The organism is Desulfofundulus thermosubterraneus DSM 16057 (assembly GCF_900142025.1).
GTDB lineage: Bacteria > Bacillota > Desulfotomaculia > Desulfotomaculales > Desulfovirgulaceae > Desulfofundulus > Desulfofundulus thermosubterraneus.
This window is the reverse complement of sequence record NZ_FQZM01000003.1, coordinates 124,825-150,850: the sequence shown is the minus strand read 5'-3', so window position 1 is coordinate 150,850 and position 26,026 is coordinate 124,825. Positions and strand designations below refer to the sequence as shown.

Genomic DNA, 26,026 nt, shown 5'->3' with positions numbered 1-26,026 from the left:
TTATGTTCAGCTTCCCGTCGCAAAGAGAAAGTGCCGTTCCCGTTGCTCCGGTTGGCGGCTTGTTCCGCCTGGAACGCTTGAGGGCGCTGTGGGTGGCTTATGACAAGCTTATGATCACCCTGGGTTCTGGACTGCTCATCCTGCTGGGTTACCTGGCCGGCCGCCTGGGCTGGCCGGCGGCGGCCAACGGGTTGATGGTGTTGGCCACTCTCCTGGCCGGCTACCGGGTTGCTGCGTCAGCCTGGCAGGCTTTGCGCTTCCGGGTGGTGGGCATCAATGCCCTGGTTACCCTGGCCGCCCTGGGCGCCACCATTATCGGCGAATACTGGGAGGCGGCCGTGGTCACTTTTCTGTTTTCCCTGGGAAATTATCTGGAAGCCCGGACCATGGACAAAACCCGTGCCGCTTTGAGGAAACTGATGGAGCTGGCGCCCCAGGTGGCCCGGGTGCGCCGGGAGGGAACCGAAGTGGAGGTGCCGGCGGAAGAGGTGGAACCAGGCGAACTGGTCCTCATCCGTGCCGGGGATAAAATTCCGGTGGATGGCAGGGTGGTCAGGGGACGGGCGGCGGTCAATCAGGCGGCCATCACCGGGGAGTCCCTCCCGGTGCAGAAGGAGCCAGGGGATTATGTATTCAGCGGCACCATGAATGAAAGCGGCTACCTGGAGGTGGAAGCGGAACGAACCGGTGAGGAAACCACCTTTGCCCGTATCATGCAACTGGTGGAAGAGGCCCAGGAGGAAAAGGCCAGGATCCAGCGCTGGCTGGAAAACTTCGCCCGTTACTACACTCCCGGGATTATGGCGGTTTCCGCCCTGACCTATCTGGTAACCCGGGATGCCCTGCTGGCCCTGACTCTGCTGGTGATTGCCTGTCCCGGGGCGCTGGTGATTGCCACCCCCGTTTCCATTGTGGCCGCTACGGGAAATGCCGCCCGCCACGGGGTTCTGATCAAGGGCGGGGAGCACCTGGAAAAGGCCGGACGGATCCGGGCGGTGGTTCTAGATAAAACCGGCACCCTCACCCGGGGCCGGCCGCTGGTAAGAAAAGTGCGGGTGTGGCGCGGGTCGGAAAAAGAAATGTTGCTAAAAGCTGCTGCCGTGGAAAAACTGTCCGGACATCCCCTGGCCAAACCCCTGGTGGAAAGGGCGGAGTCCCTGGGTAAAATCCCCCCGGCGGAAAATTTTCAGGTTTACCCCGGTTGCGGGGTAACCGGTACGGTGGACGGGGAGATTATCCGGGTGGGTAACCGCCGGTTGATGCAGGAAGCCAGCATCCCCGTTCCGGTGGATGTGGAAAATTACCTGGCAGGCGAAGAGTCTGCCGGACGGACAGCCGTCCTGGTGGCCATAGGGGAGGAAATTTGGGGAGCGGTGAGCATCGCCGACGGGATCCGGGACGAAGCGAAAAATCTGGTTTCCCGGTTGAAGGCTGCCGGAGTACGCAAGGTGGTCATGCTCACCGGTGACAACCAGCGGGTGGCCCGGGCCGTGGCCCGGGAACTGGGAATGGACGAATATCAGGCGGAGGTTTTGCCGGAAGGGAAAGTGGAGGCCATCCGCCGTTTGAAGCAGGAGGGGCTGGTGGTGGCCATGGTGGGGGACGGGATCAATGATGCACCGGCCCTGGCGGCCGCCGATGTGGGTATTGCCATGGGGGTGGCAGGGACCGACGTGGCCATGGAAACGGCGGACATCGTCCTCATGTCCGACCGCCTGGATAAGCTCCCCTACGCCATCGGCCTCAGCCGTCAGACCTTGAAAAATATCCAGCAAAATGTCACCTTTGCCATTCTGGTGGTGGCAGTTTTGCTGCTGGGTGTCATGGGCAAAAAGGTGGTGCTGGCTTCCGGCATGCTTATCCACGAAGCCAGCGTACTCCTGGTCATCCTGAACGCCATGCGGCTTATGAGTTACCGGAATGGATAAGAGTTCATGTAGAAGTCGTATTTATTTTGTGGAGCTGTCCGTCAACCGTCTTACCCACGACCAGGCGGTTCTTTTAAAAGCCGCGAACTGATGGGTAAGATGATGGAGAGCAGATGGCCGTGGTGCACGGGATATCTTTTAAAGGAGTAGTTTGAAAAAACCGGGGCGAGTTTCTTCGCTCTTTTTTTGCCTGTGGCTGCTATGGTGCAGTTCCTGACTGCTTGTGATCCGGATCATTGTTTCGGCGGGAGCGGTGTGGTAAACTGGGTACGAGCATTTAGCTTGAGGAGTTGATTATGGTGAGCATAAGCCAGTACTCCCCTCCCGGCATTGAGAAGCAGGAAGTTGAACAGCCGTACATAGCCATTTATTTGCGCAAAATGCTCGGCAGCAGGCGTACGACTCCCTTATCCGCCCCTTCGTGGAAGGAGCTTCTCGTTTCCTGGTTTGGTGCCTTTTCCGGTATAGGAGTGGTGGCTTTCCTGACCCTGGTTTACAACATGCCCATGATTGTGCCCTCCTTTGGCGCGTCGGCCCTGTTGATTTATGGTTTGCCCGATGCTCCCCTGGCCCAGCCCCGGAATGTTATTGGCGGGCATATTATTTCGGCCATATGCGGCGTAACGGTTTACGCCCTCTGCGGCCTGACCTGGTGGTCCGCGGCGCTGGCCGCCTCCCTGGCGGTACTGCTGATGCTCATTACCAGAACCGCCCACCCGCCGGGCGGCGCCACCGCTCTGGGAGCAGTGCTGACCAAGGCTTCCCCCATGTACATACTCACGCCCGTGGCCCTGGGCGCCGCCATACTGGTACTGGTGGGGTTGATCACCAACAACCTGCTGCCGGAAAGAAAATACCCGAAATACTGGCTTTAGGCGGCGAACAGGAACAAAATGGAGGGGGTTGAAAGAATGAATAACAGGCCGGTTGTCCTACTGGAGGATGTGGAAGCCGCCCTGCAGCAAACGAGGAAGGTGATGGATATAACTCCGGAGGATTTGCTGACTATCGTCGATTTGACCCTGGACCAGGCGGAAAAACGTCAAAGTACCTTTGAAGGCAAACAGTGGATCGGGGAAATAATGACTGTACCGGTGATTACCTGTACGCCCGATACCACCATTGAAGAGGCGGCTCGTATTTTACTGGAAAAGAATATTCATTGTCTCCCTGTTGTTGACCGGGAGAATAAACTGGTGGGGATTGTTACGGAATCGGATCTTATTTTCCAATTTTCAGCAGTGCCTGTCGGCGGCACACTCCGGCAACTGCTGGGCCGCAAGAAAGCACCCAGAACCGGTCATACCATCGGGGAGATAATGGTGAGAAAGGTAACCACCGTCTACCCTAATGACCCCATTCAAAAGGCCATTCGATTAATCATCAAACACGGTTTCGGGAGAATTCCCGTGGTGGATGAGAACAATCGGGTGGTGGGCATTGTTGCCCGCAAGGACATCCTGCATTTCCTGAAATGATGCGGGTGGGATGATTATGCGGGGTAGTTTGAGCCCGCTATTTGAAAACCATCTGGGGCGTGGGTTACAAATTTGTCGCCGAATAACACCTGGATTTCCTCGCTCTCACCGGCCAGCGCCGGCTAATGTTCACTGAAATTGTATGGTTAAAACCAAAGGCACGTAGTTGGCCTTAAGCGAACGACCCAGCGCTTACCAGAATACTACTTTACTCCTGGTGTTTCAGGTTTAATTAATACCACCGGTTTGCGAAGGCCTGGTATGCCAGTGAGTGCTGGGCGGAACACCGGACTGAGCCCAACACTCAACGGTTCTCTGCTTTCAGATCGATAACATATTGCCGTGCGAACAAATAGTCACAAAGCGGTTTTACTGAACATTTACCATAGTTTATAATGCCAATACCTCATAAGCGTGGCCTAAAACGGGATGTTCTTACCTGCCGGAGGGAATTTATACCATAATCTGGACTTGACCGGCAGGAGATTACAAGTATAGTACGAACTTAATAGTACGAACTTATGAAGTTTCGAGATTTCAAGATTTTGGGGATTTGGTGATGGTGAGTGGCGATCTATGCTGATGGTTTTTTTCTGGATCGGGTATGGCGTACGGCTGCCGGCGATGAAGGGCAGCTGGTCACCATACTCGAGGACGTTACGGCCCATTTTCCCGGGGGTGCCATCACGGCCCTGGTGGGGCCGTCGGGTTCGGGTAAAAGTTCCCTGCTGCGTCTTTTAAACCGTCTGGATGAACCCAGCCGGGGCAGGCTTTACTGGCAGGGCAAACCCCTGGAAAGGTATCCCGTGCGGGAACTGCGGCGTCAGGTGGGCATGTTGTTTCAAACCCCGGTCCTTTTTCCCGGTACCGTAGAAGAAAATCTCCTTTACGGTCCCCGGGTTACCCGCTCGGCCCCGCGCGTAGAACCGGCAGAGTTGCTGGAACAGGTCGGGCTGGACGGCGAGTTTTTGCGGCGGGAGGTAAGCGGTCTTTCCGGTGGTCAGGCCCAGCGGGTTGCCCTAGCCCGGGCACTGGCCAACCGGCCGGCGGCCCTTTTGCTGGACGAACCTACTTCAGCCCTGGACCCGGAGGCCCGGGATGAGATAGAGCTGTTAATCACGCGGCTACAGCGGGAAAATGCCCTCACCGTGGTGTGGGTAACCCACGATGCCGCCCAGGCCCTGCGGGTAGCCCAGGTACTGGCCGTCATGCAGAAGGGGCGCCTTACGGCCTGTGGCCCGAAAGAAGATCTCATGCGCGGCGAGGTCGATCCCTGGGTGCGCCAGTTCTTCCAGGAGGGCAGGTACCCCCCGCAAGGGTGCTGCCGGCCTGAAAAGAGGTGAAATCCCTTGACCGATGCAGCCCTATTGTCCACGCTGGCCCTGGTGCTGGTGGCCATGCTTTTGTCTTTGTGGCAGCAGCTGCGCCTGGAGCGGGATTTGCTGGTGGGGACGGTCCGCACCTTTTTGCAGTTGCTGGCCATCGGTTATGTGCTGACCTTTGTGTTCAAGCAGGACCGCTGGTACTTTACTGCAGGGATATTGCTGCTGATGACCCTGGTAGCCGCCCACAATGCGGCCGGAAAGGGCAAAAAGATCCCGCGGATATTCTGGCGGGTGATCCTGGCCATTGGGCTGGGGGAGGTAGTTACCCTGGGACTGATGCTCTCACTCCACATCATCGAGGGTAGCCCCCGCTTTGTCATTCCGGTGGCGGGGATGATCGTTGGCAACGCCATGGTGGCTGCCGGCCTGGTGCTCAACCGTTTTCAAGCCGATATCCGCCGGCAGAGGCGGGAGGTGGAAGCCGCCCTGGCCCTGGGGGCATCTCCCCGGCAGGCGGTGGAAGGTGTGCTGCAGGCGGCCATTAAAGGAGGGATGCTGCCCACCATTGATTCCATGAAAACCGTGGGGCTAGTTACCCTGCCGGGGATGATGACCGGCTCCATCCTGGCCGGGGCCGATCCCCTGCTGGCGGTTAAGTACCAGATCATGGTTATGCTGATGCTCAGCAGCGCCACGGCCATTTCCAGCATTGCCCTGGGGTTTACCCTTTACCGGGCTTATTTCAACCAGGCCGGGCAGCTGATCATACCGGGTAACTCTGCTCGGCCGTGAGCAGTTCCAGCCACCGTTTTAGATAAATGGGCAGGATAAAGTTCTTTTTCACGTGTTCCCTGGCGTTTTGCCCCAGTTTTTCTGCCAGGGAGGGATCGCGCAATATTCTGACCACCGCCCGGGCCATTTCTCCGGTGGTGGCGGCGGCCAGCCCGGTCTGTCCGTGAATTATCTGCACCGTAATGCCGCCTACGGGGGAAGCTACCACCGGGCGGGATTTCCACATGGCCTCGGTTACGGTCAGCCCGAAACCCTCTCGTACCGACTTCTGGACCACCACTGCGGCAACCCGTTGCAGTATATTAATTTCCAGATCGCTGGTGGGGGGGAGCTCCAGGATAAAGATGTCCGGGTCATGGGCGGCTTCTTGCCGCACTTCCTGGAGCACCTGGATGCCCTCGGGGTCGTCGGAGGCTCCGCCCCCCGCCAGCACCAGGCGGCACGGTACTTCCTGCCGCACCAGGCGGAAGGCCTGCACAACCCCCAACGGGTCTTTGAGGCGGTCAAACCGGGAAATTTGCACCACCAGGGGCAGGTCAGCCGGTATGCCCAGCCGTTCCATAACCGCGGCAATCTCACCGGGCGTTACCTCCCGGTTTTTCTCCGCCAGGGGGTCGATGGCTGGGGGCATGATGTATTGCCGGTGACCCAGATTCCGGGCATAGGCCGGGATATGGTAGATGGCGGCGTCACAACTCCTTGCCCAGGGGCTCAGGAAATCCCACACCTCCCGGTCTACGTCTACCGGGTCAATGTGGCAGTACCACAGCCAGCGGCCGGGGTGGCCGGGACGGATTTCGGCCAGGCCCAGGGGCTGCTGGTCGTGGAGAATGACAAAGTTGGCCCGGGGGTCTACCAGGTCGTAGTTCTCCCGGGATATCCGGCGGTAGGTGTCCAGCATGGCTGGCGTTATTTGCACGGGTACGCCGTGAAAGGCGTTATGGAAGGTTTTGGTCACCCGGAAAAATTCCTCATTCCCCTTAATGACGTCCCAGCGCACCTCTAAGCCCGCTTCCTGCATCATGGGTACGAGGCGTTTTAAAATTTCCGCCACCCCGCCGCCGGTAAAGGTGGAATTGATGTGTTGAACCCTGCACCCCTTGAGCTGCCGGGCCAGCTCGTAAATTTCTTCAATGAGTTGTTCACCAGCAACAGCCTGATAATCCCTGATACCGGCCATAAATAACCCTCTTCCTCTGCAGTTTTTCCTAAAACCCTTAGTATATTCGCCCGGAAAAAATTTTTTCCTCCACCTGCCCGGAGATGGAGGAAATGATTTCACCGATGTTATTTGCTTACTCCAGGCCGGCCAGCAGGGCCGGGCCGGCGCTCGTACCCAGCCTGGTGGCCCCGGCCCGGATCAGGGCCAGGGCCTGGCCGGTGGTACGAATGCCCCCCGAGGCTTTTACGCCCATTTCCGGGGGGAGGTTTTCCCGCAATAGCCTTACGTCTTCCACCGTGGCCCCGCCCGGGCCGAAACCGGTGCTGGTTTTTACATAGTGGGCGCCCGCCTGCCACACCAGCCGGCAGGCGGTGATTTTCTCCTCGTGGTTTAAGTAGCCCGTTTCGATAATCACCTTGACCAGCCCACCGGGCAAAAGGGCGGTCACTGCCTCTACCACTCCCCGGATATCGGCCACGACGAGATCATGGTTTCCTTCCTTCAAGGCGCCGATATTTATGACCATGTCCACTTCCCTGGCGCCGTTATTTATGGCCTCTTCAGCCTCTTTCTTTTTTACGGATGGCGTGGTTGCCCCCAGGGGAAAACCAATCACCGTACACACTGCCACCGTGGAACCGGCAAGTATTTTAGCGGCGTACTCCACATGCGCGGGATTGACGCATACGGCGGCAAACCCTTCCGCCATTGCTTCGGCACAAAGCCGCTGGATGTCCCGGGTGGTGGCCGTGGGCTTAAGCAGGGTATGATCGATCATGGCGGCCAACTGGTTTCTGGTCAACTGCCAACCCCCCTTGTACAATTTACTGTTCTCCAGGCAACTGGTGCAGGGAATCAGTTGTTACCCGCCGTGCCCGAAAGACTCCTTCCTGCCCTGCCTTTGCAGAAGGTTTAAAAGCAGGCTCCAAACCAGCCCTACTGCCAGCGTGGCGACCAGCACCAGGGTGGTCGGAAATTTCAGCCAGGCCAGCAAATAAACTGTGGCAATGACAATGGACAGGATCATGAGGGGAAAAGCTACTTTAAAGAAACCCAGGAAGCTGATGGGAATACCCCTCTTTTCAGCCATGCCCACCACCACTACGTTGGCCGAAGCACCGATGATGGTGCCGTTGCCACCCAGACAGGCTCCCAGGGAAAGGGACCACCACAGAAAGTTGAGGTTTTCAATACCCCCCAGGCGGCCCATGTCCTGGATTAAAGGAATCATGGTCGCTACAAAGGGGATGTTGTCCACAAAGGCCGAGGCCAGGGCCGAAAGCCAGACAATCAGAAGGCCGGCCGGCAGGAGTTCTCCCCCGGTAACCTCCAGGGCAAAATGGGCAATAGTTTCAATGACGCCTACTTCTTCCAGCGCTCCCACCAGGGCAAACAGGCCGATAAAGAAGAAGATAACCGGCCATTCCACGGCGTGCAGGGCATGTTCCGGGTCGGAACGGGTGATTACCAGCAACAGGGCCGCGCCGGCCAGGGCAATTACCGAACTCTCCAGGTGCAGGAACTGGTGCAGGGCAAAGCCGGCAATGGTTAACCCCAGAACCCATAGGCAGGGTTTGAGCAAGGAGGCGTCTTTAATCTCGTCCCATTCTTTTAGCTCCAGGATGCTTTTTTGGTTCTCAGGGTTTGTAACCAGTTCCCGGCGGTAAATGAGGCGCAGGATGGAGATGGTCAACACATAAATTACAACCACCACCGGGGTAAGGTTAATCACAAAATCCATAAACCCGAGCCCTACGGCGCTGCCGATCATGATGTTGGGCGGGTCACCGATCAGGGTAGCTGTGCCTCCAATGTTGGAAGCGATAATTTCAGAAATTAAGAATGGCAGGGGGCTTACCTTTAGTTTGTGGGCGATGGCAAATGTAACGGGTACGATGAGGAGTACCGTGGTCACATTGTCCAGCAGGGCTGATAGTACAGCCGTGACCAGAGAGAGGGATGCCAGGATTCGCAGGGGCTCCCCCCGGGCCATTTTGGCCGCCTTGATGGCCAGGTACTCAAAGACCCCTGTTTCACGGGTAACGCCCACGATAATCATCATCCCCGTTAAAAGGCCGATGGTGTTCCAATCGATGTAATGGACAGCCAGTTCCGGGGTAATGATGCCAGCCAGTATCACTATCGCGGCACCGCAAAAGGCGGCCACGGTACGGTGAATCTTTTCCGAAATAATTATAACATAGGTAAGTAAAAAGACGGATGTAGCTAAAATAACTTGCGTTTGAGCCGACAAGTTTCTCATCTCCTTTCATTACATAGTGTTTCGGTAATCATCCGTTCTTACTACTTTTGAGGAAACCACCTCCGCTGGACACAAGGATATGAACAACTTCAGGCAAAATTAAAGGGGGGTAGTCAAGTGACTACCCCCCCCGGCAGTCGGTACCGTTGCAGCCTGGCGATCATAGTCCTGAAAAGGACCTTAGACCCATAGCTTTAGCGTCCCGGGCTTTCGCCCGGTTTGCCCAACCCGTAAGCACCGTATTCTCCTATCTTTTACTTTATACTTTATGAAGTATTATAGCTCATAAATCCCTGTGAAGGCAATATGAATTTAATTATGTTGTCACCGGACTATGATATTGTCACCCTATGAATTTAATTATGTTTCTAGTAATGCAGGTTTTTTCCACTGGAACGTAGAAGATCCTGCAATAAAGATTGTCTTCGGGGGAGGTAGTGGTTTGTGAAAATCCTTCTGGCCGTGGATGGTTCGGAGAATTCACTGCGTGCTGCCGGACAGGCGTTGCGCTTAAACAAGCTAAACCCGGAAGTTGCAGTAACGGCTTTGTACGTGGGGCCTTCCTGCTATAAACTTTTCCCCGAACCCGGAGTTTGTGCCTGGCTTCAGCAAAAAGAGCTGGATCAAGAAATAGAAGCCCGCGCGGAAAAAGTCTTTGCTGCCGTACAAGAGATTTTTCTGGCGGAAGGCCAGGCCATAGCCACGGCAGTGGAACGGGGAGATGCAGCCGAAGCCATCTGTCGCGTGGCCGCAGATGGTCAATTTGACCTGATCGTAATTGGGAGCCGCGGTTATGGCGATATCAAGTCCCTTTTCCTGGGCAGCGTGAGCCATAAAGTGCTGCACCTGGCCCCCTGTCCGGTAATGGTGGTCAGGTGAAGTAAGAATTAATATGTACTAGCCCTGGCTTATACCGGTGAAAATTAAGGGCGATTTCTTAAGAAGGCGGTTGTGAAAACACACGAGATGAGAGTTCCGGGTATAATATTAAGAACACCTTGATGAGGAGGGAAATTGATCATGTCCACGATACTCTCCCTGGTAAGGAGCCGGTATTCCGTAAGACACTATAAACCGGACCCGCTGCCCGAAGCATTACTTGACCAACTCCTGGAAGCGGCCCGCTGGGCTCCATCCGCCGGGAATTTGCAGCCCTGGTTTTTTTACGTGGTTACCCGGCAGGAAAAAAAAGAAGCTCTGGCCCAGGCCGCTTTAAATCAACGGTTTATAGTCCAGGCCCCTGTGGTGATTGTGGTTTGCGCGGAACCAGAACGCTCGGCCCGGGTTTACGGGGATCGGGGGCGGCGACTTTACTGTATTCAGGATACGGCCGCCGCGGTGCAGAATATTCTGCTTACCGCAAATGCCCTGGGCCTGGGGACCTGCTGGGTGGGCGCTTTTGACGAGGAACGGGTGAGGGAGTGCCTAGATATTCCTCCGGAGCTCATACCGGTGGCCATTATACCCGTGGGTTATCCGGCCGACGACCCGGCCCGCAGGCCCAAGAGAAGGGAACTAGAAGAAATTGTGAGCTATATTTAGACCACCGGCCGGGATTTTCCGGCCTGCCTTTTTATGCAGAGCGGCTATACATTACATGCAAACCTCTTGCGGGCATAACGTACCCTTTTTACGTACGGCATGTGTTCAGCCGGGCCAAAGAGAAGGCTGTTGGTGGGACAGGCAGTAACGCATGCCGGCTGGAGCCCGGCATCAATCCGGTCTTTGCAGTAGTCACATTTAACAGCTACCCCTTTTTCTTCATCCCACTGCGGTGCACCCCACGGGCAGGCCATAATGCAGCTCTGGCACCCCACACACAGTTCCTGGTCGATAAACACAATGCCGTCACTGGGACGTTTCTGGACGGCTCCAACCGGGCAGGCCTGCACGCAATAGGGATCCTCGCAGTGGTGACAGGCGGTCAAAACATACGTTGCCATTGCTTGACCGCTTTTGATGACAGGTCCTACCGTAACAACCTTACTTGGCCTGGGTCCCACCCCAAGCCCCTTGCTGACCTTGCACTGCACTTCGCAAGTGCGGCAGGAAATGCATTTCTTTTCGTCCTGATACAAATAGTAACGGCTCATCGGTTAACTCCTTTCTATCTTCTTACCAAGGTCAAAGACACGCTGTAACGCCAGGCTGCCCTCCTGACGCAACCGATGTTTCCCCCCGGCGGTTTATTTGACTATAGTTCGATAACTTCATTAGAAAACCTTCTCAAAAATATTATTTTTTTTGATGGGTATTTTGTATTGTCAAGCGCACAAAAAAAACCCCGGAAACGGGGTTTGTTAAAGATCGCAACAGCCTTTACCTGAACAGTGTGTTTACATAATCCACCGGGCCAGCTTGTCCGGATCCACGATGTTAATAGTCCTGCCCTCGTAAGCAATACTTTTTTCCTGCTTGAAGGTGTTCAAAAGGGAAGTTACCGTTTGCCGGGAGGCACCCACCATATTGGCCAGTTCCTCGTGGGTAAGCTGCACGCCCAGTTTTATGCCGTTTTTAGTTTCCACGCCGCAGCGCTCGCCCATTTTTAACAGGGCCAGGGCCAGTCGCCCGGGAGCTTGCCAGCAGACCATCTCGTGGATAATCTGTTCCGCTTCCCGCATGCGTACTCCCAGTAACTTGGCAACTTTAATCGCCAGAAAAGGATGGGCACCCATTAGCTCTTCAAATTTGTTCTTGCGTAGAACCACCAGGCTGACGTTGCTGATGGCACCGGCAAAACAGGTGCGTTCCCCTCCCCACAGGGCTTCCGCCAGGCCCATCAGTTCCCCGGGGCTGCGGATACTGCCCACGGTAACCCGGCGGCCGTCTGCGTTCAAGCGGTAGATTTTTACCCACCCGCTTTCCACCAGGTATACCCGGTCGGCCGGATCGCCGGCGGCAAAAATGACGTGCCCCTTCGGGTAGTGCACCGTGAATCCCGCCTGACGAATAATTGCCCTTTCCACTTCATTTAGTGCCGCTATTTCCAGGTGCGGTAGTGACATGCCGTCTATCCCTCCCGGTAAGAAAGGGTTTATTCACAACCAACTTATTAGAAAATTCTTGGAACTATTATGCAACATCTGCCCAAAACGCCAGAGGGAAAGTTAATACGTTTACTACCTATTATATTCTCCCTTCTTCATCCCTGTCAATGGTGGTTGCGGGCAGCCTGAACAATTGAAAAATGTCGGAAGCATGACATTACACTGTCGCCAAGATGACTGTTCGAATGTCATACACCTGACATTAACATGTTATTACATAGATTATATTTAGTTATAACACATGAAGTATGTCTTGTTTAATCCTTTTGGTTTTGGGGAGGTGAATTTTTACGTGACACATGATTAAGAGGGAGGTGATCCACGGTAAAATTTGACCGTTTTTTTATGCCCATGTTCATGTGTGATTGTCAACCGATACCTTGGTAGCATTTTGGGTTTTAATAGGTACGTGAACTTATAAGAGTTTTCTTCATCATCATAAATTACGGGGGAGGATTAAATGAAAAAGGGGATTATCAATAAAATTGCCCTGGCCACCCTGCTGTTGATGCTGGCCGTTCTGGCTTTAGGCGCCAGCGGCGTGGGAGCGCAACAAGACGGGGCAAAAAATGGTCAAGTGCAGCTGGTAGGCAGTGACCTCGGCTTGAAAGGAAAACTGGGCGAAGCCATAGCTAAAGCCCCGCTGGGCACGGGTAAGGGGCAGATCGATCCCGATGCGCCCAGGGGAGCCTTCGGCATTCCCGGAGCACCCAAGATCAACTACCTGGTGGCTATCCTGTGGGCTGTCTGGGTGGGCTGGATCTTCTCCACTGTGGGTGCTTTCGGCGGCATTATGGCTGGAGTAGGCCACATGACCGTTTACGGCCTTGGCGATTTCGTCAAACCTTTTAAGAAGACTGCGCCTCAATTCAACAAGTTGCTTACCGACAGTATCCGTACCTCCAACCAGTGGCTGGTAGGCCTGTCGTCTCTCCTGAGCACCATCAACTACCTGAAAGCCAAGCGCCTGGCCTGGCCCCTGGGCCTTGCCCTGGGATTGGGTTCCATTGTGGGGGCTGTGGCCATTCCCGCTTTGACCGGCGGCAAGGTCAGCTTCAGCCAGTACCAGGGATGGTTCGGACTCTTTGTCTTTGTGGTGGGCGGCGTTCTTTTATATGAAACGACCCCCCGGGGGCAGGCGAGCAAGAAGGCGGCCAAAGAAGCGGCCAAAGCCTTTGAGCAGAGCATCAAGGAAAAGAAAGACGAAGCCTCCCAGGGGATCACCGTTACCCAGTGGAGTCTTACCAACATTAAGTTTTCCTTCTTCGGTGTGGAGTTCCAGTTCAACCCCATCTGGGCTTTCGTCGGCGGCGTTGTGATAGCAGCCATTTCAGCCTTCCTTGGCGTGGGCGGCGGCTTTTTGTACGTACCTTACCTGACCAGTATCGTCGGCCTGCCCATGTTTGTGGTGGCCGGCACCTCGGCCATGGCCGTTCTGGTGAGTATGATGACCAGTATCACCACCTACATCACCGTAGCCGGTGCCGCCATGGATTGGGGCATGATCGGCGTGGAGTTGATCGGCGTATTTATCGGTTCCATGATTGGTCCGCGCACCCAGAAATATATCCCGGACATCTGGCTGAAGAGATTGTTTGTCGTTCTCGCCTTGTACGTGGGCCTTGGTTACTTCAGCAAGGGATTCTTCGGGAAAGCCTGGGTGCCGATGTAAGATTCGCTTTGCTGATACCCGGACCAGGTTCCCCGGGTTGTTCCCGGGGAACCTGGAGCAACTACCTGAATAAACGGGGGCTTGAAGTATGGGCCTTTGGGAACTGGTGGATCAGGTCCTGATCATTTTTTACAAAATCAGCGGCCATCCGGTTTTTGATTATTTTTTGGGGACATTCCTGGTGGCACTCCTGGCGGTGGTCATCGGGGAATTCACCATCTCCGTAGTCTTTCTGGTGAACAAAAACCACCTTGACCGGCTGAATACCCGACTGGCGGATCTGCAGCAGCTATCCCTGGCTGCTTTAAAAATGGGGGATAAGAAGAGCTATGACGCCTGCAACAAAGAGGCCAACGACGCCTTTGGCCGGGCTTTCTTCAACATGTTTGGCCTGTCGGCAGCCGCCCTGTGGCCCGCTTTCTTTGCCCTTGCCTGGATGCAGCAGCGTTTTGCCGGCATCGGCTTCCCCATACCCTTTACCGGCCTGGCTGTAAATTATGTCTTTACCTTTATTATCTGTTACATCCTGGCCCGCATGTTTTTCGGCCGGGTGAAAAACCGGCTCCCCTATTTCCGGGGCATACACCGGATGCTGATGGCTTACGAAGAAAATTCCGGCAAAAGCTAGGTTTTTATATATAATCCCTGCCGCTGGCAGCGGCAAAGTAAACCATCTGTAAATCACTTGAAAAACTTGTTTATGGAGGCTTCCCTTATGGAAAGTGTCTACAGCATTTGCCTGATGTGCACGGTAAGGTGTCCCATTAAAGTGATGGTGGAAAATGACGACGTCAAGCTGATTGAAGGCAACCCCCACGTTGCCGGCATTGAAGGGAGCATCTGCCCGAAAGGGGCTGCCGGGGTCAGTCTTCTCAACGACGAAGAAAGGCTGAAAAGGCCTTTGATCCGCACCGGTCCCAGGGGTTCCGGTCAATGGCGGGAAGCGTCCTGGGAGGAAGCGCTGGACTACGTGGCGGCAAAACTTGCCGAGGTGAAAGAAAAATACGGCGGGCGGAGCATCGCCCTGACTGAAAGGGCTCACCTCAACTCCCATATCAGCAAAACCTTTATGAAGGCCCTGGGTTCCCCCAATTACTTCACCCACGACTCCTGCTGCAAGGGCTCCCTGAACACCGCCTTCCGGACTCTGACCGGATATACCGACGGTCAGGTGGGCGTGGACCTGGGCAAAGCCAAGCACGTGATCCTTTACGGCCGCAATATTTTTGAATCTTTGGAACTCAAGCCGGTCAAGCAACTGATGCAGGCCCTTGACAGCGGGACCAAACTCACTTACATCGACCCGCGGGTAAGCGTTACGGCCACCAAAGCTCACAAATACCTCATGATCCGGCCAGGAACGGATCTGGCCCTGAACTATGCCCTGATGCACGTCATCTTAAAGGAAGGCCTGTACGACAAGGAATATGTTAACCGCTGGGTCCTTGGCTTGAAGGAACTGCAGCAATTCGTCGAGCCCTACACCCCGGAATGGGCGGAAAAGGAGACCGGCATTCCCGCTTACGAAATTGTCTCCCTGGCCCGGGAAGCCAGCGAGGCCAAGCCGGCGGTGGTATTCCACTACGGTTACCGGTGCTCCCATTACCTGAACGAAATCTACTTCAGAAGATCCATTATCATGTTGAACGCCCTCATGGGTAGCATTGAAGCTCCCGGAGGACTCTTCTTCAAGAAAGGCGCCAAGGATGCGGGTAAGAAACCCCTCAATAAACTAACGGATCAGGACCTGCCCAGGGTAACCGAAGAAAGATGCGACGGCGTGGGCACCCCCAGGCTGCCTTTGCCCGACCCGGCCCACGGGGTGGTGCAGATGCTGCCCAAGGCCATACTGGAAGAAGACCCCTACCCGGTCAAGGCGTTACTTGTTTGGCGCTTCAACCCGTTGCTTTCCATACCTGACTACGAATACACTAGACGTGCCCTGGAAAAGCTCGACCTCGTCGTTACCATAGATATCCAGTTCAGCGAAACGGCCTGGTACTCTGACGTCGTCCTGCCCGAATCCATCTACCTGGAAAGGGGAGACTCCATCCAGGAGGCAAACGGCTTGAAGCCTGCCCTGTTCCTGCGCAGGCCCGCGGTGTCCCCCCGTTACGACACCAGGCCTGGATGGGAGATCATGAAGTCCTTGGCCGACCGGCTGGGCATCGGCCAGTACTTCCCCTATCAGACCCTGGAAGACCTGTGGGCTTACCAGTTGCAGGGGACCGGCATCAGCGTCAGCGACTTTGATGAAAAGGGCTTCGTTTCCCTCAGCGATGAAGCTATTTACTGGGACCGCAAGGACGGGATCAAGCTGAAGACACCCTCCGGCAAAATCGAGTTTGTGTCCAGCCTCCTGGAGAAAAACGGCTTCCCGTCTTTCCCGGCTTACGAGCCCGTGCCGGCGCCCCCGGAAGGATATTTCCGCCTGATGATCGGCAGGACTGCAGCCCATACCCATGTATCCACACAAAACAACCCGCTCTTAAACGAGCTGGTGCCCGAGAACGTGTTGTGGATCAACACCCGCCAGGCGGCAAAACTGGGTATCAAAAACGGCCAGATGGTAGAAGTCATCTCCTCCCGGGGCCGGGATACCATCCGTGCGTTTGTCACGGACCTCATCCACCCCGAGGCGGTTTTCATGCTGCACGGTTTCGGTCACAAGGTACCCGTGCAGTCCAGGTGTTACGGCAAAGGGGCTATGGACGCCCTGTTGCAGGAGAACATCACCGACATGGTGGGTGGCAGTCCGGCTTTGCAGCATGTCTTCGTTACTATCAGGCCAATCAAGTGATTTATTGGGGGGTCAATCAATGAGCAAGTATTACCTGTACCAGGACGAAAAAAAATGCATTTCCTGTCGCAGCTGTGAAGTACAGTGCAAGGTAAACAAAGGGCTCGGTGTGGGGCCCAGGCCAAGCCAGGTAGTTGTGGTCGGTCCCGTTCAGATAGACAGCCAACCCAGAGCGACAAATGTTTTCATGCCCTGTTTCCACTGTGAGGAACCCTGGTGTGTACCAGCTTGTCCCACTGGAGCCGTACAGAAAAGGGCCAAGGACGGGATCGTTTTTATAGACCAGGAACTTTGTGTGGGGTGTAAAAGCTGCATCATGGCCTGTCCCTGGGGTGCCCCCCAGTGGGACGCCAAAAAAGGCAAGGCTGTGAAATGCGACTACTGCAAGGACCGTATTGACGCGGGGCTCAAGCCGGCATGCGTTACCGCCTGCCCCACCGACTGCCTTCTCTTTGGTCCGGCCGATCGCATGCCGGACCTAAAAAGGGTCCGCTATGTTCACCAAATTATCGCAGTGGGGCATAGTTAAAAAGGAGTAGGTATTTATGATAAAAACTGCCTGCAGCGTCAAGAAGGCAGAGGAAATTGTAAAGTCTTATTTAACAATAGATAGACTTTGCGGCCAGTGTCGCTCCAACCTGAATACAGCTTTAAAACTGCTATTCGGGATAAGGAGCGGTAAGGCTCGCCTTGGTGACCTGGAGGGCCTGCTGACATTGGTTAACAGGTTGCACCTTACTTGCCACTGCGGCCAGGGGAAACGTGTGGCGCCCGAAGTTATGAGTATTTTGCGGGAAGACAGGGACGATTTCATTGTGCACATTGAGAACCGGGTATGTCCCGCCTCGGAATGTCCCCAACTGGTGCTTGCACCCTGTCAAGCGGCCTGTCCGGCAGGCATAGATATCCCGAATTATGTTGCACTGGTAGGACAGGGCAAGTATACCGAAGCTTTGCAGCTAATATTAGAGGATGTTCCCTTGCCCGGTGTTCTGGGGCGTATTTGTGAACATCCCTGTGAGCGTGCCTGCCGCAGGGGTGAGGTCGACGCACCCGTATCTATCTGCGCTCTGAAAAGGCTGGCCTACGACCAGGTCCGGGAGATCCGGGATAAGGTAAACCTTTTTTCGCTGCGGCCCGTAAGAAAATCCGGCAAGAAGGTTGCGGTGGTCGGGTCAGGCCCTGCCGGCCTGTCCTGCGCCTATTTCTTAGCCAGGAAAGGTTACGCCGTAACCATATTTGAAGCCATGCCCGAGGCAGGGGGGATGCTTGCGTACGGCATTCCCCCGTACCGGCTCCCCCGGGACGTGCTCCGGGATGAAATAGCCCGCATCCAGGCCCTGGGTGTGGAAATCAGGTTGAACAGCCCGATTACCGGGGAATACGGTATTGAGGCTTTGTTGAAAGATGGTTACGCAGCAGTGTTTTTAGGCACCGGAGCCTGGAAAGGTTCTATTCCCATCCCCAACCATGATTCTTTTAAGGGCGTTATGGACGGGGTAACCTTTCTCAGAGTAGTTAACCAGGGTTTACTGGCAGGAAACGTTCGACCCGCGGTAGAGGTCAGCGGCAAGAAAGTGGTTGTGGTTGGCGGCGGTAACGTGGCCATCGACGCCGCGCGGGTTGCCCGGCGTTTGGGAGCTCTTGAGGTGAGGATTATTTACCGGCGTTCCCGCCAGGAAATGCCCGCGCTGGATGAAGAAATAGAAGCAGCCGAAAGGGAAGGAGTAATCCTGGAATACCTTATTTCTCCCACGGGGCTGGGGGGGCAGGACCGGCGTCTTCAGTACATTGAGTGCATACGCAATACTTTGAGCGAGCCCGATGCCACCGGCCGTTGCTGGCCGGTTCCCATCAAGAATTCGGAGTTCAAGATGCAAGCCGACATGGTTATTTTTGCCGTCGGTCAGAAGCCGGATCTCTCCTTTATCACTGAAGGGCCGGAGCCGCCGCAGGTGCTGGTTTCCCGGGACCGCATTGTCGTCAACCCGGATACTATGGAAACATCCCGGCCGGGAGTTTTTGCGGGCGGCGATGTGGTTACGGGGCCCGCAAGCGCCATCAAGGCCATTGCCGCCGGTAAGCGGGCAGCGGCGGCTATAGACGCCTATTTGCGTGGAGAAAAACCTTCCGCTGCCATCAAGTACCCGGCCAAAAGAAGAGTTGCCGCGCTCATGCAGGTTACTGCCCAGGAAAAAAGCTGCTCCCGGACCTACTCTTTTGAGGAGCAGTACTTACCCGCTAGGCGGGACACATTTGACGAAGTAATGAAGGGTCTCAGCCCGGAAGCCGGTGCGGTGGAAGCTGGCAGGTGCCTGCGGTGCGACCTTTGCATTGCCTGCGGAAAGTGTGTTGATACCTGCCGCAAAGTGGGGGCGGAAGCCATTCAACTGGGTTACGTTGAAGGCAGCAGGGGATCGGTAACTGATTTTTCGCGCCCGGGCGATAGGTGTATCGGATGTGGCAGTTGCTCCGTCAACTGCCCAACGAAGGCCATAACCTTAAGCGATGAAGGCGGCTTCAGGGAGATGCGCATGTGCGGGGGGCTGATGAGCCGTGTGGAACTGGTTACCTGCCGGATTTGCGGGCAGTCCTATGCTACGTCAAAACATCTTGGCTTTGTGAAAGAACGTTTAAAAGATTACCCGGACCGCCTTCACAGCACAACCGAAATATGTCCCGCCTGCTCGCGCCGGGTATGGGCCCACCAAATCTGCGGCCATGAGTTCCGACCCGCCGATTGGACTGAACTGGTTTCCATGGAGTCGGAACAGGAGGCTCTGGAACCGGAAAAAGAGTCGGCTGAAATCTTCTGGACTTCCCGGGAGGAACAGGAGGTCATGGAGCGGATACGGCCCCAGATGCAGAAAATTCACGACCTGGTCAGTGAACTATCTACGGTTGTTCATGGTCCCGGCCGGCTCTCTTCGGAAGCGGGCCGGATACTGAAAATGATCACCGGTGTGGCTGAACAGATGAACCTGCTGGCTCTTAACGCTTCCCTTGAGGCGGTCAGGGTAGGGGGCCAGGGAAGCGAAATTTCAGCTTTGTTGAATGAGGTGCAGGAACTGGTTGCACAGTCCGCCCGTGTAGCAACGGAAATCGGTGTTTTCATTCAGAAGGTGAAACAGGAGACATCCTCCGGCGTGAGTGACAGTAGTTTTGCCGCAGGGGAAGGCTTCCTGCTTGCCCTGGAAACGAGAAAACAGTTCAATGCCATTGTGCAGCATATTGAGAACGTTGTCCGGCAAGTGGGCCGGGTGGCCCGCATCGCCGGGGAATCAAGTGCCGGGCAGGAGGAAACTGTTCCCGTGGAGGAAAAATCGGCGTAGTAAAGGGTCACCCGGAGTGGTTCAAACACGCACTCCGGGTGTTCCAGGAATTACTGCGAGATGTGGTTGAAATGGTGAGGCGAATTGTGGGATGAAAGTTTTATTTACCAGCATTAAGACCCGTGTTTTGATCCCTTTGCTGGTATTGCCAGCCCTGGGCTTTGGGCTTTTAGCGTTTTACAACTACAGTCAGACTAAAAGCATGATTGTCCAGCAGGAAACGCAGCATTTCCAGTCTATCCAGGCCTTTGTAGAAAACGATCTTGCCGAAACCAACCGGCGCATTCGTTTGGGTATTGAAAGCGTGGTCAACAATCCTCAGGTGCAGGAAGCATTTGCAGCCAGAGACAGGGATAAGTTGATGGCACTCACTGCTCCCATTTGGGAAAAAGTTAAAGCCGAGGGAATCGATCAATTTCAGTTCCACCTTCCACCTGCCACCGCCTTCTTGCGCCTGCATATGCCCGATAAATTCGGCGACGACCTTTCTTCTTTCCGGGCTACGGTGGTGGAGGCCAACCGGAGCAAAAAGCTCGTGGCCGGCCTGGAAGAGGGGCGGGGCGGTTACGGCTTCCGCGTGGTTGCGCCGGTTTTCTACCAGGGGCGGCATGTGGGCAGCGCCGAGTACGGGCAGGGTTTTAACGAGGCTCTGCTGGTGAAATGGAAAGAGCAACTCGGGGCGGATTTTTTTGTTTACCGGCGGGGGGACAGGGGTATTTCCCTGGTGGATAGCGGCAACCTGCTGGCCGCTACCGCGGACAAAGATACATATCCTGTGGACGAGGGCTTAATTAAAGTCTGCCTGGAACAGGGGAAGGCGCAAGTAACATACATAAACGACGGTCGCCAGGCGGTGCAGTTGCTCCCCCTGAAAGACTACTCCGGTGCGACCGTTGCCTATGCCAAGATAGTATTAAACCGGGAAGGCATGCTTTCAAAACTCAATGCCACCATGGTTAACCAGTTTGTCGTTTTCATGGTTATCGGTGCCCTGGTACTGGTCATTATCTACATGCTCCTCCAGCGTTCCCTTGACCCCATCACCAGGCTGGTGGGTGAGATGGCGCGTGCGGGCGAAGGTGATCTTACAGTTTCTCCGGTCTGTTCTTCCCGGGATGAAGTGGGACAGCTTACAAACAGCTTCTGCCGCATGATTGAAAGCATTCGCACCCTGGTCGGGCAGGCGCTTGACACCGCACGCCGGCTTTCGGCGGCAGGCCAGGATTTATCCCTTTCCATCCAGCAGGTTTCCGCGGGCGCACAGGAGACGGCCGGTATCGCCGACAGCCTGGCCCAGGTTGCCACCCAGTTGAACCAGGGAGTTGCAGAGTTGGAAGGAACCACCAAGGACGCTTCACTGACGGCCCGGGATGGGGGAAAGGTCATGGAGCGTCTACGCTCCCAGATGGAAAAAATCCAGGGTCAGGTCAGCGAGCTTTCCGCCGTCGTTCACGGCCTGGGCCGCCGTTCTCTGGAAGTGGGCCGGATCGTGGAAATGATCACCGACATAGCCGGGCAGACCAACCTGCTGGCCCTCAATGCCTCCATTGAAGCCGCCCGGGCCGGGGAGCACGGCAAGGGCTTTTCCGTGGTGGCCAACGAGGTGCGCAAGCTGGCCGAGCAGTCCGCCCGGGCTGCTACGGAAATAGGTGTTTTCATTAGCGAAGTGCAGCAGGAGACCGCCCGCGGGGTCAATGATATGGAAAAAAGCGTGCAAAGTATGGGTGAGGGTCTCCGGCTGGCCGTTGAAACCGGTAAACACTTTAGTGCCATCGTACAGCAAGTCGAGCACATTGCCCGGCAGGTGGACCGGGTGGCCCGGGCCACCGGTGAAGTAAGCGCAGCCAGCCAGGAAGTGGCCGCCGCGGCCAGCGAGCAGTCGGGAACGGTAGAGCGGATAGCCCGGGCAGCTCATGAGCTTTCTTCCATGGCCGGTGAATTGGAGTCCCACGTGAACCGTTTCAAGTTGAGTTAACTTGGTTCTACTTCATCAAAGGATAAGGTTGTTACCCTGGTAAATTCACCGCGTTTCTTTTCTTCTGGGGTGGCCGGCTGCTCCAGAAGGTCTTCGTTCCCCGGAGCAAACCGGGGTTCCCTTTTCCCGGGCCTTTTCACGGCCGGCATGGTTTTCATTCCACCTTTCGTTAACACTACTTATGTTTTTAAAATCTCTCAGTGAATTGTTGCATATTCATTGTTCATTTACCCAGGCGACTGGCCGCAGCCAGCAATTGTTCCGCCCGGCGTACAATGGGCAGTTCTACCATTTTCCCTTCCACCTGTATGACGCCGCTGCCGGCAGCCTGGGCCCGGGCAAAGGCCTCCACCACCTTTTCCGCCCAGGCGATTTCCTCAGCGCCGGGGGTGAAGACCTCATTCACCGGCGCCACCTGGGCGGGGTGGATCACCAGCTTGCCCTGAAAGCCCAGTTTGCGGGCACGGCGGGCATCTTCCACCAGGAAAGAGATGTCTCTGAAGTCAGGGTTGACGGTATCCAGGGGCGGGGCGATGCCTGCCGCCCGGGAAGCTACCACCAGCTGGTTGCGGGCGAAAGATAATTCATCGCCCTCCCGCGAGTAGGGTACCCCGATATCCATGGTGTAATCGTTTCCCCCAAAAGCCAGGCAGCTCACCCGGGGGGCGGCGGCAATTTCCCCGGCCCGGGTAATACCCCGGGCGCTTTCCACAAAGGGGATTAATTTGACTTTACCCACGGGCAATTGATGTTGCTGCTCGAGAAGGGAGAGCAGCCAATCCACCCGGCGTATTTCTTCCCCCGACTCGGCCTTGGCCAGCATCAGGCCCTCCACGGGCAAACCGACCACCGCTTGTAGATCATGGAGGATATGGGGCGAACTGGGGCCGTTGATGCGCACAAAAACGGGAACGGGACGGGGAACACTCAAAGTTTGACGGATTTGCTGGCGTGCCCTTTCTTTCCGGGCCTCGGCCACGGCGTCCTCCAGGTCGAGGATGACCGCGTCGGCCCCGGCTGTAAAGGCCTTTTCCCCCTTGCGGGGATCGTCTGCGGGAGTAAAAAGAAGTGTGCGCAGTGGAAACATTCTGAAAGCACCATCCTTGTTGAAATTATTCCCGGGGCTTTTCGCAAAATCCGGTTTAACCTGCTACTTGCCAGCAGGTCCTTTCATATGGGACAATGGTGTATATTAGAAGTGTGGTTACCTAGTTTTTTAAGCCCGGGTACAATTGCCTTTTATTCTTTCCGTAAGGGATTTAATCCTGCTATTTAAATTTGGTTAGCAGGCGGTGGAGGTGTGTGGGTTTTGCGGGAAATTGCCTTGCCGGATTTTATTGGCGAATCGGAGCACGGGATGATTGTAATGGTTTCAGCGCTTGCGGACGAACTTGAACCGCTATTCCGGCGCTTTAACCGGGGCGAAAAGGTTCCTTACCGCTTTGGCTGGCAACTTGTACCCATCGATGGCCAGAACTACCTGGTGACTCTGGATTTAAACTGGGATGGCGGGCACGAAGTGGCCATCGGTTTTACTCCGGAAATGTGGAATATCCTGCCTGCCGTTCGGCACAAAGACCTAACTGTCATCACCGACTGGGATCTGGTTGGGCAGGAGACAAGGATATCCCCTTCTCATGCCCTGGTTATCCGCCAGGCCTACCGGGGGTTCGACGAGCTAATCCGGCAGGTGGCCCAGGTGGTGCCGCCATTGCAGGGATCCCACCCGGGGGAGGAACTGGAAAAACTACAGGAAATTCTAGCCGGATGCGTGGACCCGGGCCAGCTGCATTAAATAGGTCTTCCGAAAGAATAACCCGGCTTTCCCCGGGGCCAAAATAGAGGAGCGGGGGGGCCGGGTAAATGCTGATCTCGATTTACCGCACGGTGTTAATATATTTTATTGTACTGCTGGTAGTTCGCCTCATGGGCAAGCGGGAAATTGGTCAGCTTTCACCCTTTGATTTTGTGGTGGCCATCATTATTGCCGAGCTGGCGGCCATTCCCATGGAGTCTACCAGTATTCCCCTGTGGAAGGGGATCATCCCCCTGGTTACCCTGGGGATTCTGGAAGTCGTGCTCAGCTACCTGGCCCTGCACAGCCCCTTCCTGCGCCGGTTGCTGGACGGTGAACCCCAGGTGGTAATCAAAAACGGGCGCATTATCAAGGACGAATTGCGCCGGGCGCGCTACAATTTAAACGATCTTCTGGCCCAGCTCAGGGAAAAAGGAATCTTTAATGTGGGGGACGTGGAGTTCGGGGTTCTGGAAACTTCGGGCAAACTGAGTATAATTCCCAAGTCCCAAAAACGTCCCGTTACCCCCGAGGATCTGGGCTTGCCAACCGGCTATGAAGGTCTGCCCACCATTCTGGTTATGGATGGGCAGGTATTGAGGGAAAACCTGCGTCTGGTTGGCCTCGACGAGGTATGGCTGAAGGAGCGTCTGGCTGCGGCCGGGTTGAAGCCGGAGCAGGTTTTTTTGGCTACCCTGGGCACCGATGGCCGGCTGTTTATTAATGAGGATATTTAAAAATGGCCCGGCAAATATGTTTGAGCAAGTATTGACCCTGGTTTCCCGGGGGTTATTATTATGGATGAAGAGATTCATCCCTTATTCCGGCCCGCTTGCGGAGCCTGCCGGCGATGGGCGAGATCTTGTGTTGAAACGGCCGGGGTGGATGCTGTAAAAATATCTTTTTTGCTTAAAAAGGAGGAATATACCTTTTGAGGTAGAATTATCTGGGAAAAACAAGGTGGGGCGAAACTGGTGTTTGAAGTTACAAGGCGCCATCAGCTGATCATTTTAATCGTTGCGGCCATACTGGTTTTTGGCGGGGGTTATCGCTATGCTCTGTGGCAGCAGCGGGTCGACGCTAAAAACAAACCGGCGCTGGAACAGCTAAAACCTCCGGAAAATCTTGAAAAAAAAGAATTGGTGGTTCATGTTGCCGGCGCTGTGGAAAAACCGGGGGTATACCGCCTCCCATCCGGTGCGAGGGTGCAGGATGCGGTTCAAATGGCCGTTGCCCGTCCGGAAGCGGATCTGGATATGTTAAACCTGGCTGCTCCCCTGGCCGACGGGCAAAAGCTGGTTGTGCCGGTAAAACAACCTGGTTTAACCGGTGGCGCGGTGCCTTTGCAGAACATGCCGGGTTCTGGTCCTGTTAATGCCACCTTGCGCGACAATCCTTTTGCTCAACCGCATGGAAAATCGCCGACCGGGAGCGGTTCGCTGGTAAACATCAACACCGCCGATCAAAAGGAACTGGAAACCCTGCCCGGGATCGGGCCTTCCCTGGCCCAGCGCATCATCCAGTACCGGGAAACCAACGGGCCGTTTAAAGTGCCCGAGGACATTAAGAATGTTTCCGGCATCGGGGATAAAAGGTTTGAACAGCTCAAGGATTACATAACGGTATATTAGGTTTGAAGTCTTCCCTGAGAACGTATCCTATCGCGTTTTGTCTTTGTGGTCCAGTATTGCTGTAGATAAATGGAGGAAAGGTCAATGTTTGTCCCCGTGGTAAACCCTTTTCCTCAAATTAGTAACAGGCAGGCCGGTTTTCCGGTAGGGACTCCCGATACTCCCCGGCAGTCCTTTGCCCTGCTGCTGGCAGCAGCCCTGGAATCGTCCGCCGGGGACGGGAGGGCGGAGAAGGGCAAGCAATTGGACAAGCCCAAAATTAGGGAATATCTTTTGCCGTTCTTCCTGCTGACGGCGGGTAGCAGTGAACTTTTGACATCACTGTGGACAATTTTTAATACGTTGCTTCCCCAACAGGGACATGGACAAAGGAATTTTTCTTCCGGCGGGAACAACGGTGCACCGGCTGAAGCTGGTGGGCTCGATGCCCTGATCAACGATGTGGCTGAAAAGTACGGTTTAGAGCCGGCGTTGCTCAAGGCAGTGGTCAAGGTTGAATCGGGGTTCAATCCCTTTGCCCTTTCCCCTGCCGGGGCGCAGGGATTAATGCAGCTCATGCCCGCCACGGCCGCGGCCCTTGGGGTGCGGAACCCGTGGGATCCCCGGGAAAACCTGGAGGGGGGCGCCCGTTATTTGAAATCCCTGCTGGAGCGTTTCGGAGGCAATGTCAAACTGGCCCTGGCGGCGTACAACGCCGGCCCGGGCGCGGTGCAGCGCTACGGCGGCATTCCCCCCTACCGCGAAACGCAGCAATACCTGCAGCGGGTAGCTGGAGCAAGACATGAGTTTTTGGTGTAAAAAAGCAACCCGGCACTTCAGCAGCCGG

The 26,026-nt window shown here is 55.5% G+C and carries 24 protein-coding genes and 1 riboswitch; of the genes, 17 read left to right on the top strand and 7 right to left on the bottom strand.

Translation table 11 applies throughout. From position 1 onward, the window contains the following. Positions 1 to 2: 2 nt before the first annotated feature. From BUA65_RS00775 to BUA65_RS00755, 5 genes are all read left to right on the top strand, one after another. Entirely contained in the window at positions 3 to 1,928 is a 1,926-nt protein-coding gene (locus BUA65_RS00775; RefSeq protein ID WP_084061925.1) for a heavy metal translocating P-type ATPase, read from the top strand. 296 nt (positions 1,929 to 2,224) lie between these two features. Next, complete coding sequence (locus BUA65_RS00770) at positions 2,225 to 2,803, top strand: HPP family protein (protein WP_072866855.1); 579 nt, start codon at positions 2,225 to 2,227, stop codon at positions 2,801 to 2,803. Between the two features lie 36 nt (positions 2,804 to 2,839). Then, complete coding sequence (locus BUA65_RS00765; RefSeq protein WP_072866854.1) at positions 2,840 to 3,406, top strand: CBS domain-containing protein; 567 nt, start codon at positions 2,840 to 2,842, stop codon at positions 3,404 to 3,406. 566 nt (positions 3,407 to 3,972) lie between these two features. Beyond that, positions 3,973 to 4,749 carry an ABC transporter ATP-binding protein gene (locus tag BUA65_RS00760; RefSeq protein ID WP_072866853.1) on the top strand — a complete coding sequence of 259 codons (777 nt, stop codon included), beginning with the start codon at positions 3,973 to 3,975 and terminating at the stop codon, positions 4,747 to 4,749. Positions 4,750 to 4,755: 6 nt separating this feature from the next. After that, on the top strand, positions 4,756 to 5,523 hold the full coding sequence (locus tag BUA65_RS00755) for an ABC transporter permease (RefSeq protein ID WP_072866852.1): 768 nt from the start codon (positions 4,756 to 4,758) through the stop codon (positions 5,521 to 5,523). On the opposite strand, the gene BUA65_RS00750 is transcribed toward BUA65_RS00755, so the two are convergent. From BUA65_RS00750 to BUA65_RS00740, 3 genes are all read right to left on the bottom strand, one after another. Beyond that, a complete protein-coding gene (locus tag BUA65_RS00750) occupies positions 5,495 to 6,703 on the bottom strand; it encodes a glycosyltransferase (RefSeq protein ID WP_072866851.1) in 1,209 nt (402 codons plus the stop codon). The genes BUA65_RS00755 and BUA65_RS00750 overlap by 29 nt on opposite strands. 115 nt (positions 6,704 to 6,818) lie before the next feature. Then, on the bottom strand, positions 6,819 to 7,487 hold the full coding sequence (deoC, locus tag BUA65_RS00745; RefSeq protein WP_072866850.1) for a deoxyribose-phosphate aldolase: 669 nt from the start codon (positions 7,485 to 7,487) through the stop codon (positions 6,819 to 6,821). Positions 7,488 to 7,547: 60 nt separating this feature from the next. Beyond that, positions 7,548 to 8,939 (bottom strand): ArsB/NhaD family transporter, encoded by a 1,392-nt coding sequence (locus tag BUA65_RS00740; RefSeq protein WP_114281435.1) that lies wholly within the window; start codon positions 8,937 to 8,939, stop codon positions 7,548 to 7,550. Between the two features lie 153 nt (positions 8,940 to 9,092). Next, a riboswitch (cyclic di-GMP riboswitch) is annotated at positions 9,093 to 9,182 on the bottom strand. A 210-nt stretch (positions 9,183 to 9,392) separates the two neighbouring features. Between BUA65_RS00740 and BUA65_RS00735 the strand changes: the two genes are divergently transcribed. Further along, a complete protein-coding gene (locus BUA65_RS00735; protein WP_072866848.1) occupies positions 9,393 to 9,827 on the top strand; it encodes a universal stress protein in 435 nt (144 codons plus the stop codon). A 141-nt stretch (positions 9,828 to 9,968) separates the two neighbouring features. Further along, positions 9,969 to 10,490, top strand: coding sequence for a nitroreductase family protein (locus tag BUA65_RS00730; protein ID WP_072866847.1), 522 nt, complete (start codon positions 9,969 to 9,971; stop codon positions 10,488 to 10,490). A gap of 44 nt (positions 10,491 to 10,534) precedes the next feature. Here the strand turns inward: BUA65_RS00730 and BUA65_RS00725 are convergent, their stop codons facing one another. Continuing rightward, positions 10,535 to 11,041, bottom strand: a complete 507-nt coding sequence (locus BUA65_RS00725) for a 4Fe-4S dicluster domain-containing protein (RefSeq protein WP_072866846.1) — start codon at positions 11,039 to 11,041, stop codon at positions 10,535 to 10,537. Positions 11,042 to 11,284: 243 nt separating this feature from the next. Beyond that, positions 11,285 to 11,953, bottom strand: a complete 669-nt coding sequence (locus BUA65_RS00720) for a Crp/Fnr family transcriptional regulator (protein WP_072866845.1) — start codon at positions 11,951 to 11,953, stop codon at positions 11,285 to 11,287. Between the two features lie 502 nt (positions 11,954 to 12,455). On the opposite strand from BUA65_RS00720, the gene BUA65_RS00715 reads away from it, so the two are divergent. From BUA65_RS00715 to BUA65_RS00690, 6 genes are all read left to right on the top strand, one after another. Next, positions 12,456 to 13,667 (top strand): sulfite exporter TauE/SafE family protein, encoded by a 1,212-nt coding sequence (locus BUA65_RS00715; protein ID WP_072866844.1) that lies wholly within the window; start codon positions 12,456 to 12,458, stop codon positions 13,665 to 13,667. 88 nt (positions 13,668 to 13,755) lie between these two features. Then, positions 13,756 to 14,295 carry a hypothetical protein gene (locus BUA65_RS00710; protein WP_072866843.1) on the top strand — a complete coding sequence of 180 codons (540 nt, stop codon included), beginning with the start codon at positions 13,756 to 13,758 and terminating at the stop codon, positions 14,293 to 14,295. 87 nt (positions 14,296 to 14,382) lie between these two features. After that, positions 14,383 to 16,467, top strand: coding sequence for a molybdopterin-dependent oxidoreductase (locus BUA65_RS00705; RefSeq protein ID WP_072866842.1), 2,085 nt, complete (start codon positions 14,383 to 14,385; stop codon positions 16,465 to 16,467). Between the two features lie 19 nt (positions 16,468 to 16,486). Continuing rightward, complete coding sequence (locus tag BUA65_RS00700; protein ID WP_072866841.1) at positions 16,487 to 16,996, top strand: 4Fe-4S dicluster domain-containing protein; 510 nt, start codon at positions 16,487 to 16,489, stop codon at positions 16,994 to 16,996. A gap of 16 nt (positions 16,997 to 17,012) precedes the next feature. Beyond that, on the top strand, positions 17,013 to 19,799 hold the full coding sequence (locus BUA65_RS00695; RefSeq protein ID WP_072866840.1) for an FAD-dependent oxidoreductase: 2,787 nt from the start codon (positions 17,013 to 17,015) through the stop codon (positions 19,797 to 19,799). 91 nt (positions 19,800 to 19,890) lie between these two features. After that, the gene (locus BUA65_RS00690; RefSeq protein WP_072866839.1) at positions 19,891 to 21,774 is read left to right on the top strand and encodes a methyl-accepting chemotaxis protein; all 1,884 of its coding nucleotides are present in this window, start codon (positions 19,891 to 19,893) and stop codon (positions 21,772 to 21,774) included. Here BUA65_RS00690 and BUA65_RS18105 read toward each other — a convergent pair. Together BUA65_RS18105 and BUA65_RS00685 are read right to left on the bottom strand one after the other, a co-directional pair. Then, a complete protein-coding gene (locus BUA65_RS18105; protein WP_165613163.1) occupies positions 21,771 to 21,923 on the bottom strand; it encodes a hypothetical protein in 153 nt (50 codons plus the stop codon). The genes BUA65_RS00690 and BUA65_RS18105 overlap by 4 nt on opposite strands. Before the next feature lie 74 nt (positions 21,924 to 21,997). Next, entirely contained in the window at positions 21,998 to 22,861 is an 864-nt protein-coding gene (locus tag BUA65_RS00685) for an HpcH/HpaI aldolase/citrate lyase family protein (protein ID WP_072866838.1), read from the bottom strand. Positions 22,862 to 23,083: 222 nt separating this feature from the next. Here BUA65_RS00685 and BUA65_RS00680 point away from each other — a divergent pair, with 222 nt between their 5' ends. The 4 genes from BUA65_RS00680 to BUA65_RS17570 all read left to right on the top strand — a co-directional run bounded on the left by BUA65_RS00680 (position 23,084) and on the right by BUA65_RS17570 (position 25,998). Continuing rightward, positions 23,084 to 23,569, top strand: a complete 486-nt coding sequence (locus BUA65_RS00680) for a hypothetical protein (protein ID WP_072866837.1) — start codon at positions 23,084 to 23,086, stop codon at positions 23,567 to 23,569. Between the two features lie 68 nt (positions 23,570 to 23,637). After that, entirely contained in the window at positions 23,638 to 24,306 is a 669-nt protein-coding gene (locus BUA65_RS00675; RefSeq protein ID WP_072866836.1) for a DUF421 domain-containing protein, read from the top strand. Between the two features lie 237 nt (positions 24,307 to 24,543). Continuing rightward, entirely contained in the window at positions 24,544 to 25,200 is a 657-nt protein-coding gene (locus tag BUA65_RS00670; protein WP_072866835.1) for a helix-hairpin-helix domain-containing protein, read from the top strand. A gap of 84 nt (positions 25,201 to 25,284) precedes the next feature. Continuing rightward, positions 25,285 to 25,998 (top strand): lytic transglycosylase domain-containing protein, encoded by a 714-nt coding sequence (locus tag BUA65_RS17570; RefSeq protein ID WP_084061922.1) that lies wholly within the window; start codon positions 25,285 to 25,287, stop codon positions 25,996 to 25,998. Positions 25,999 to 26,026: the final 28 nt, after the last annotated feature.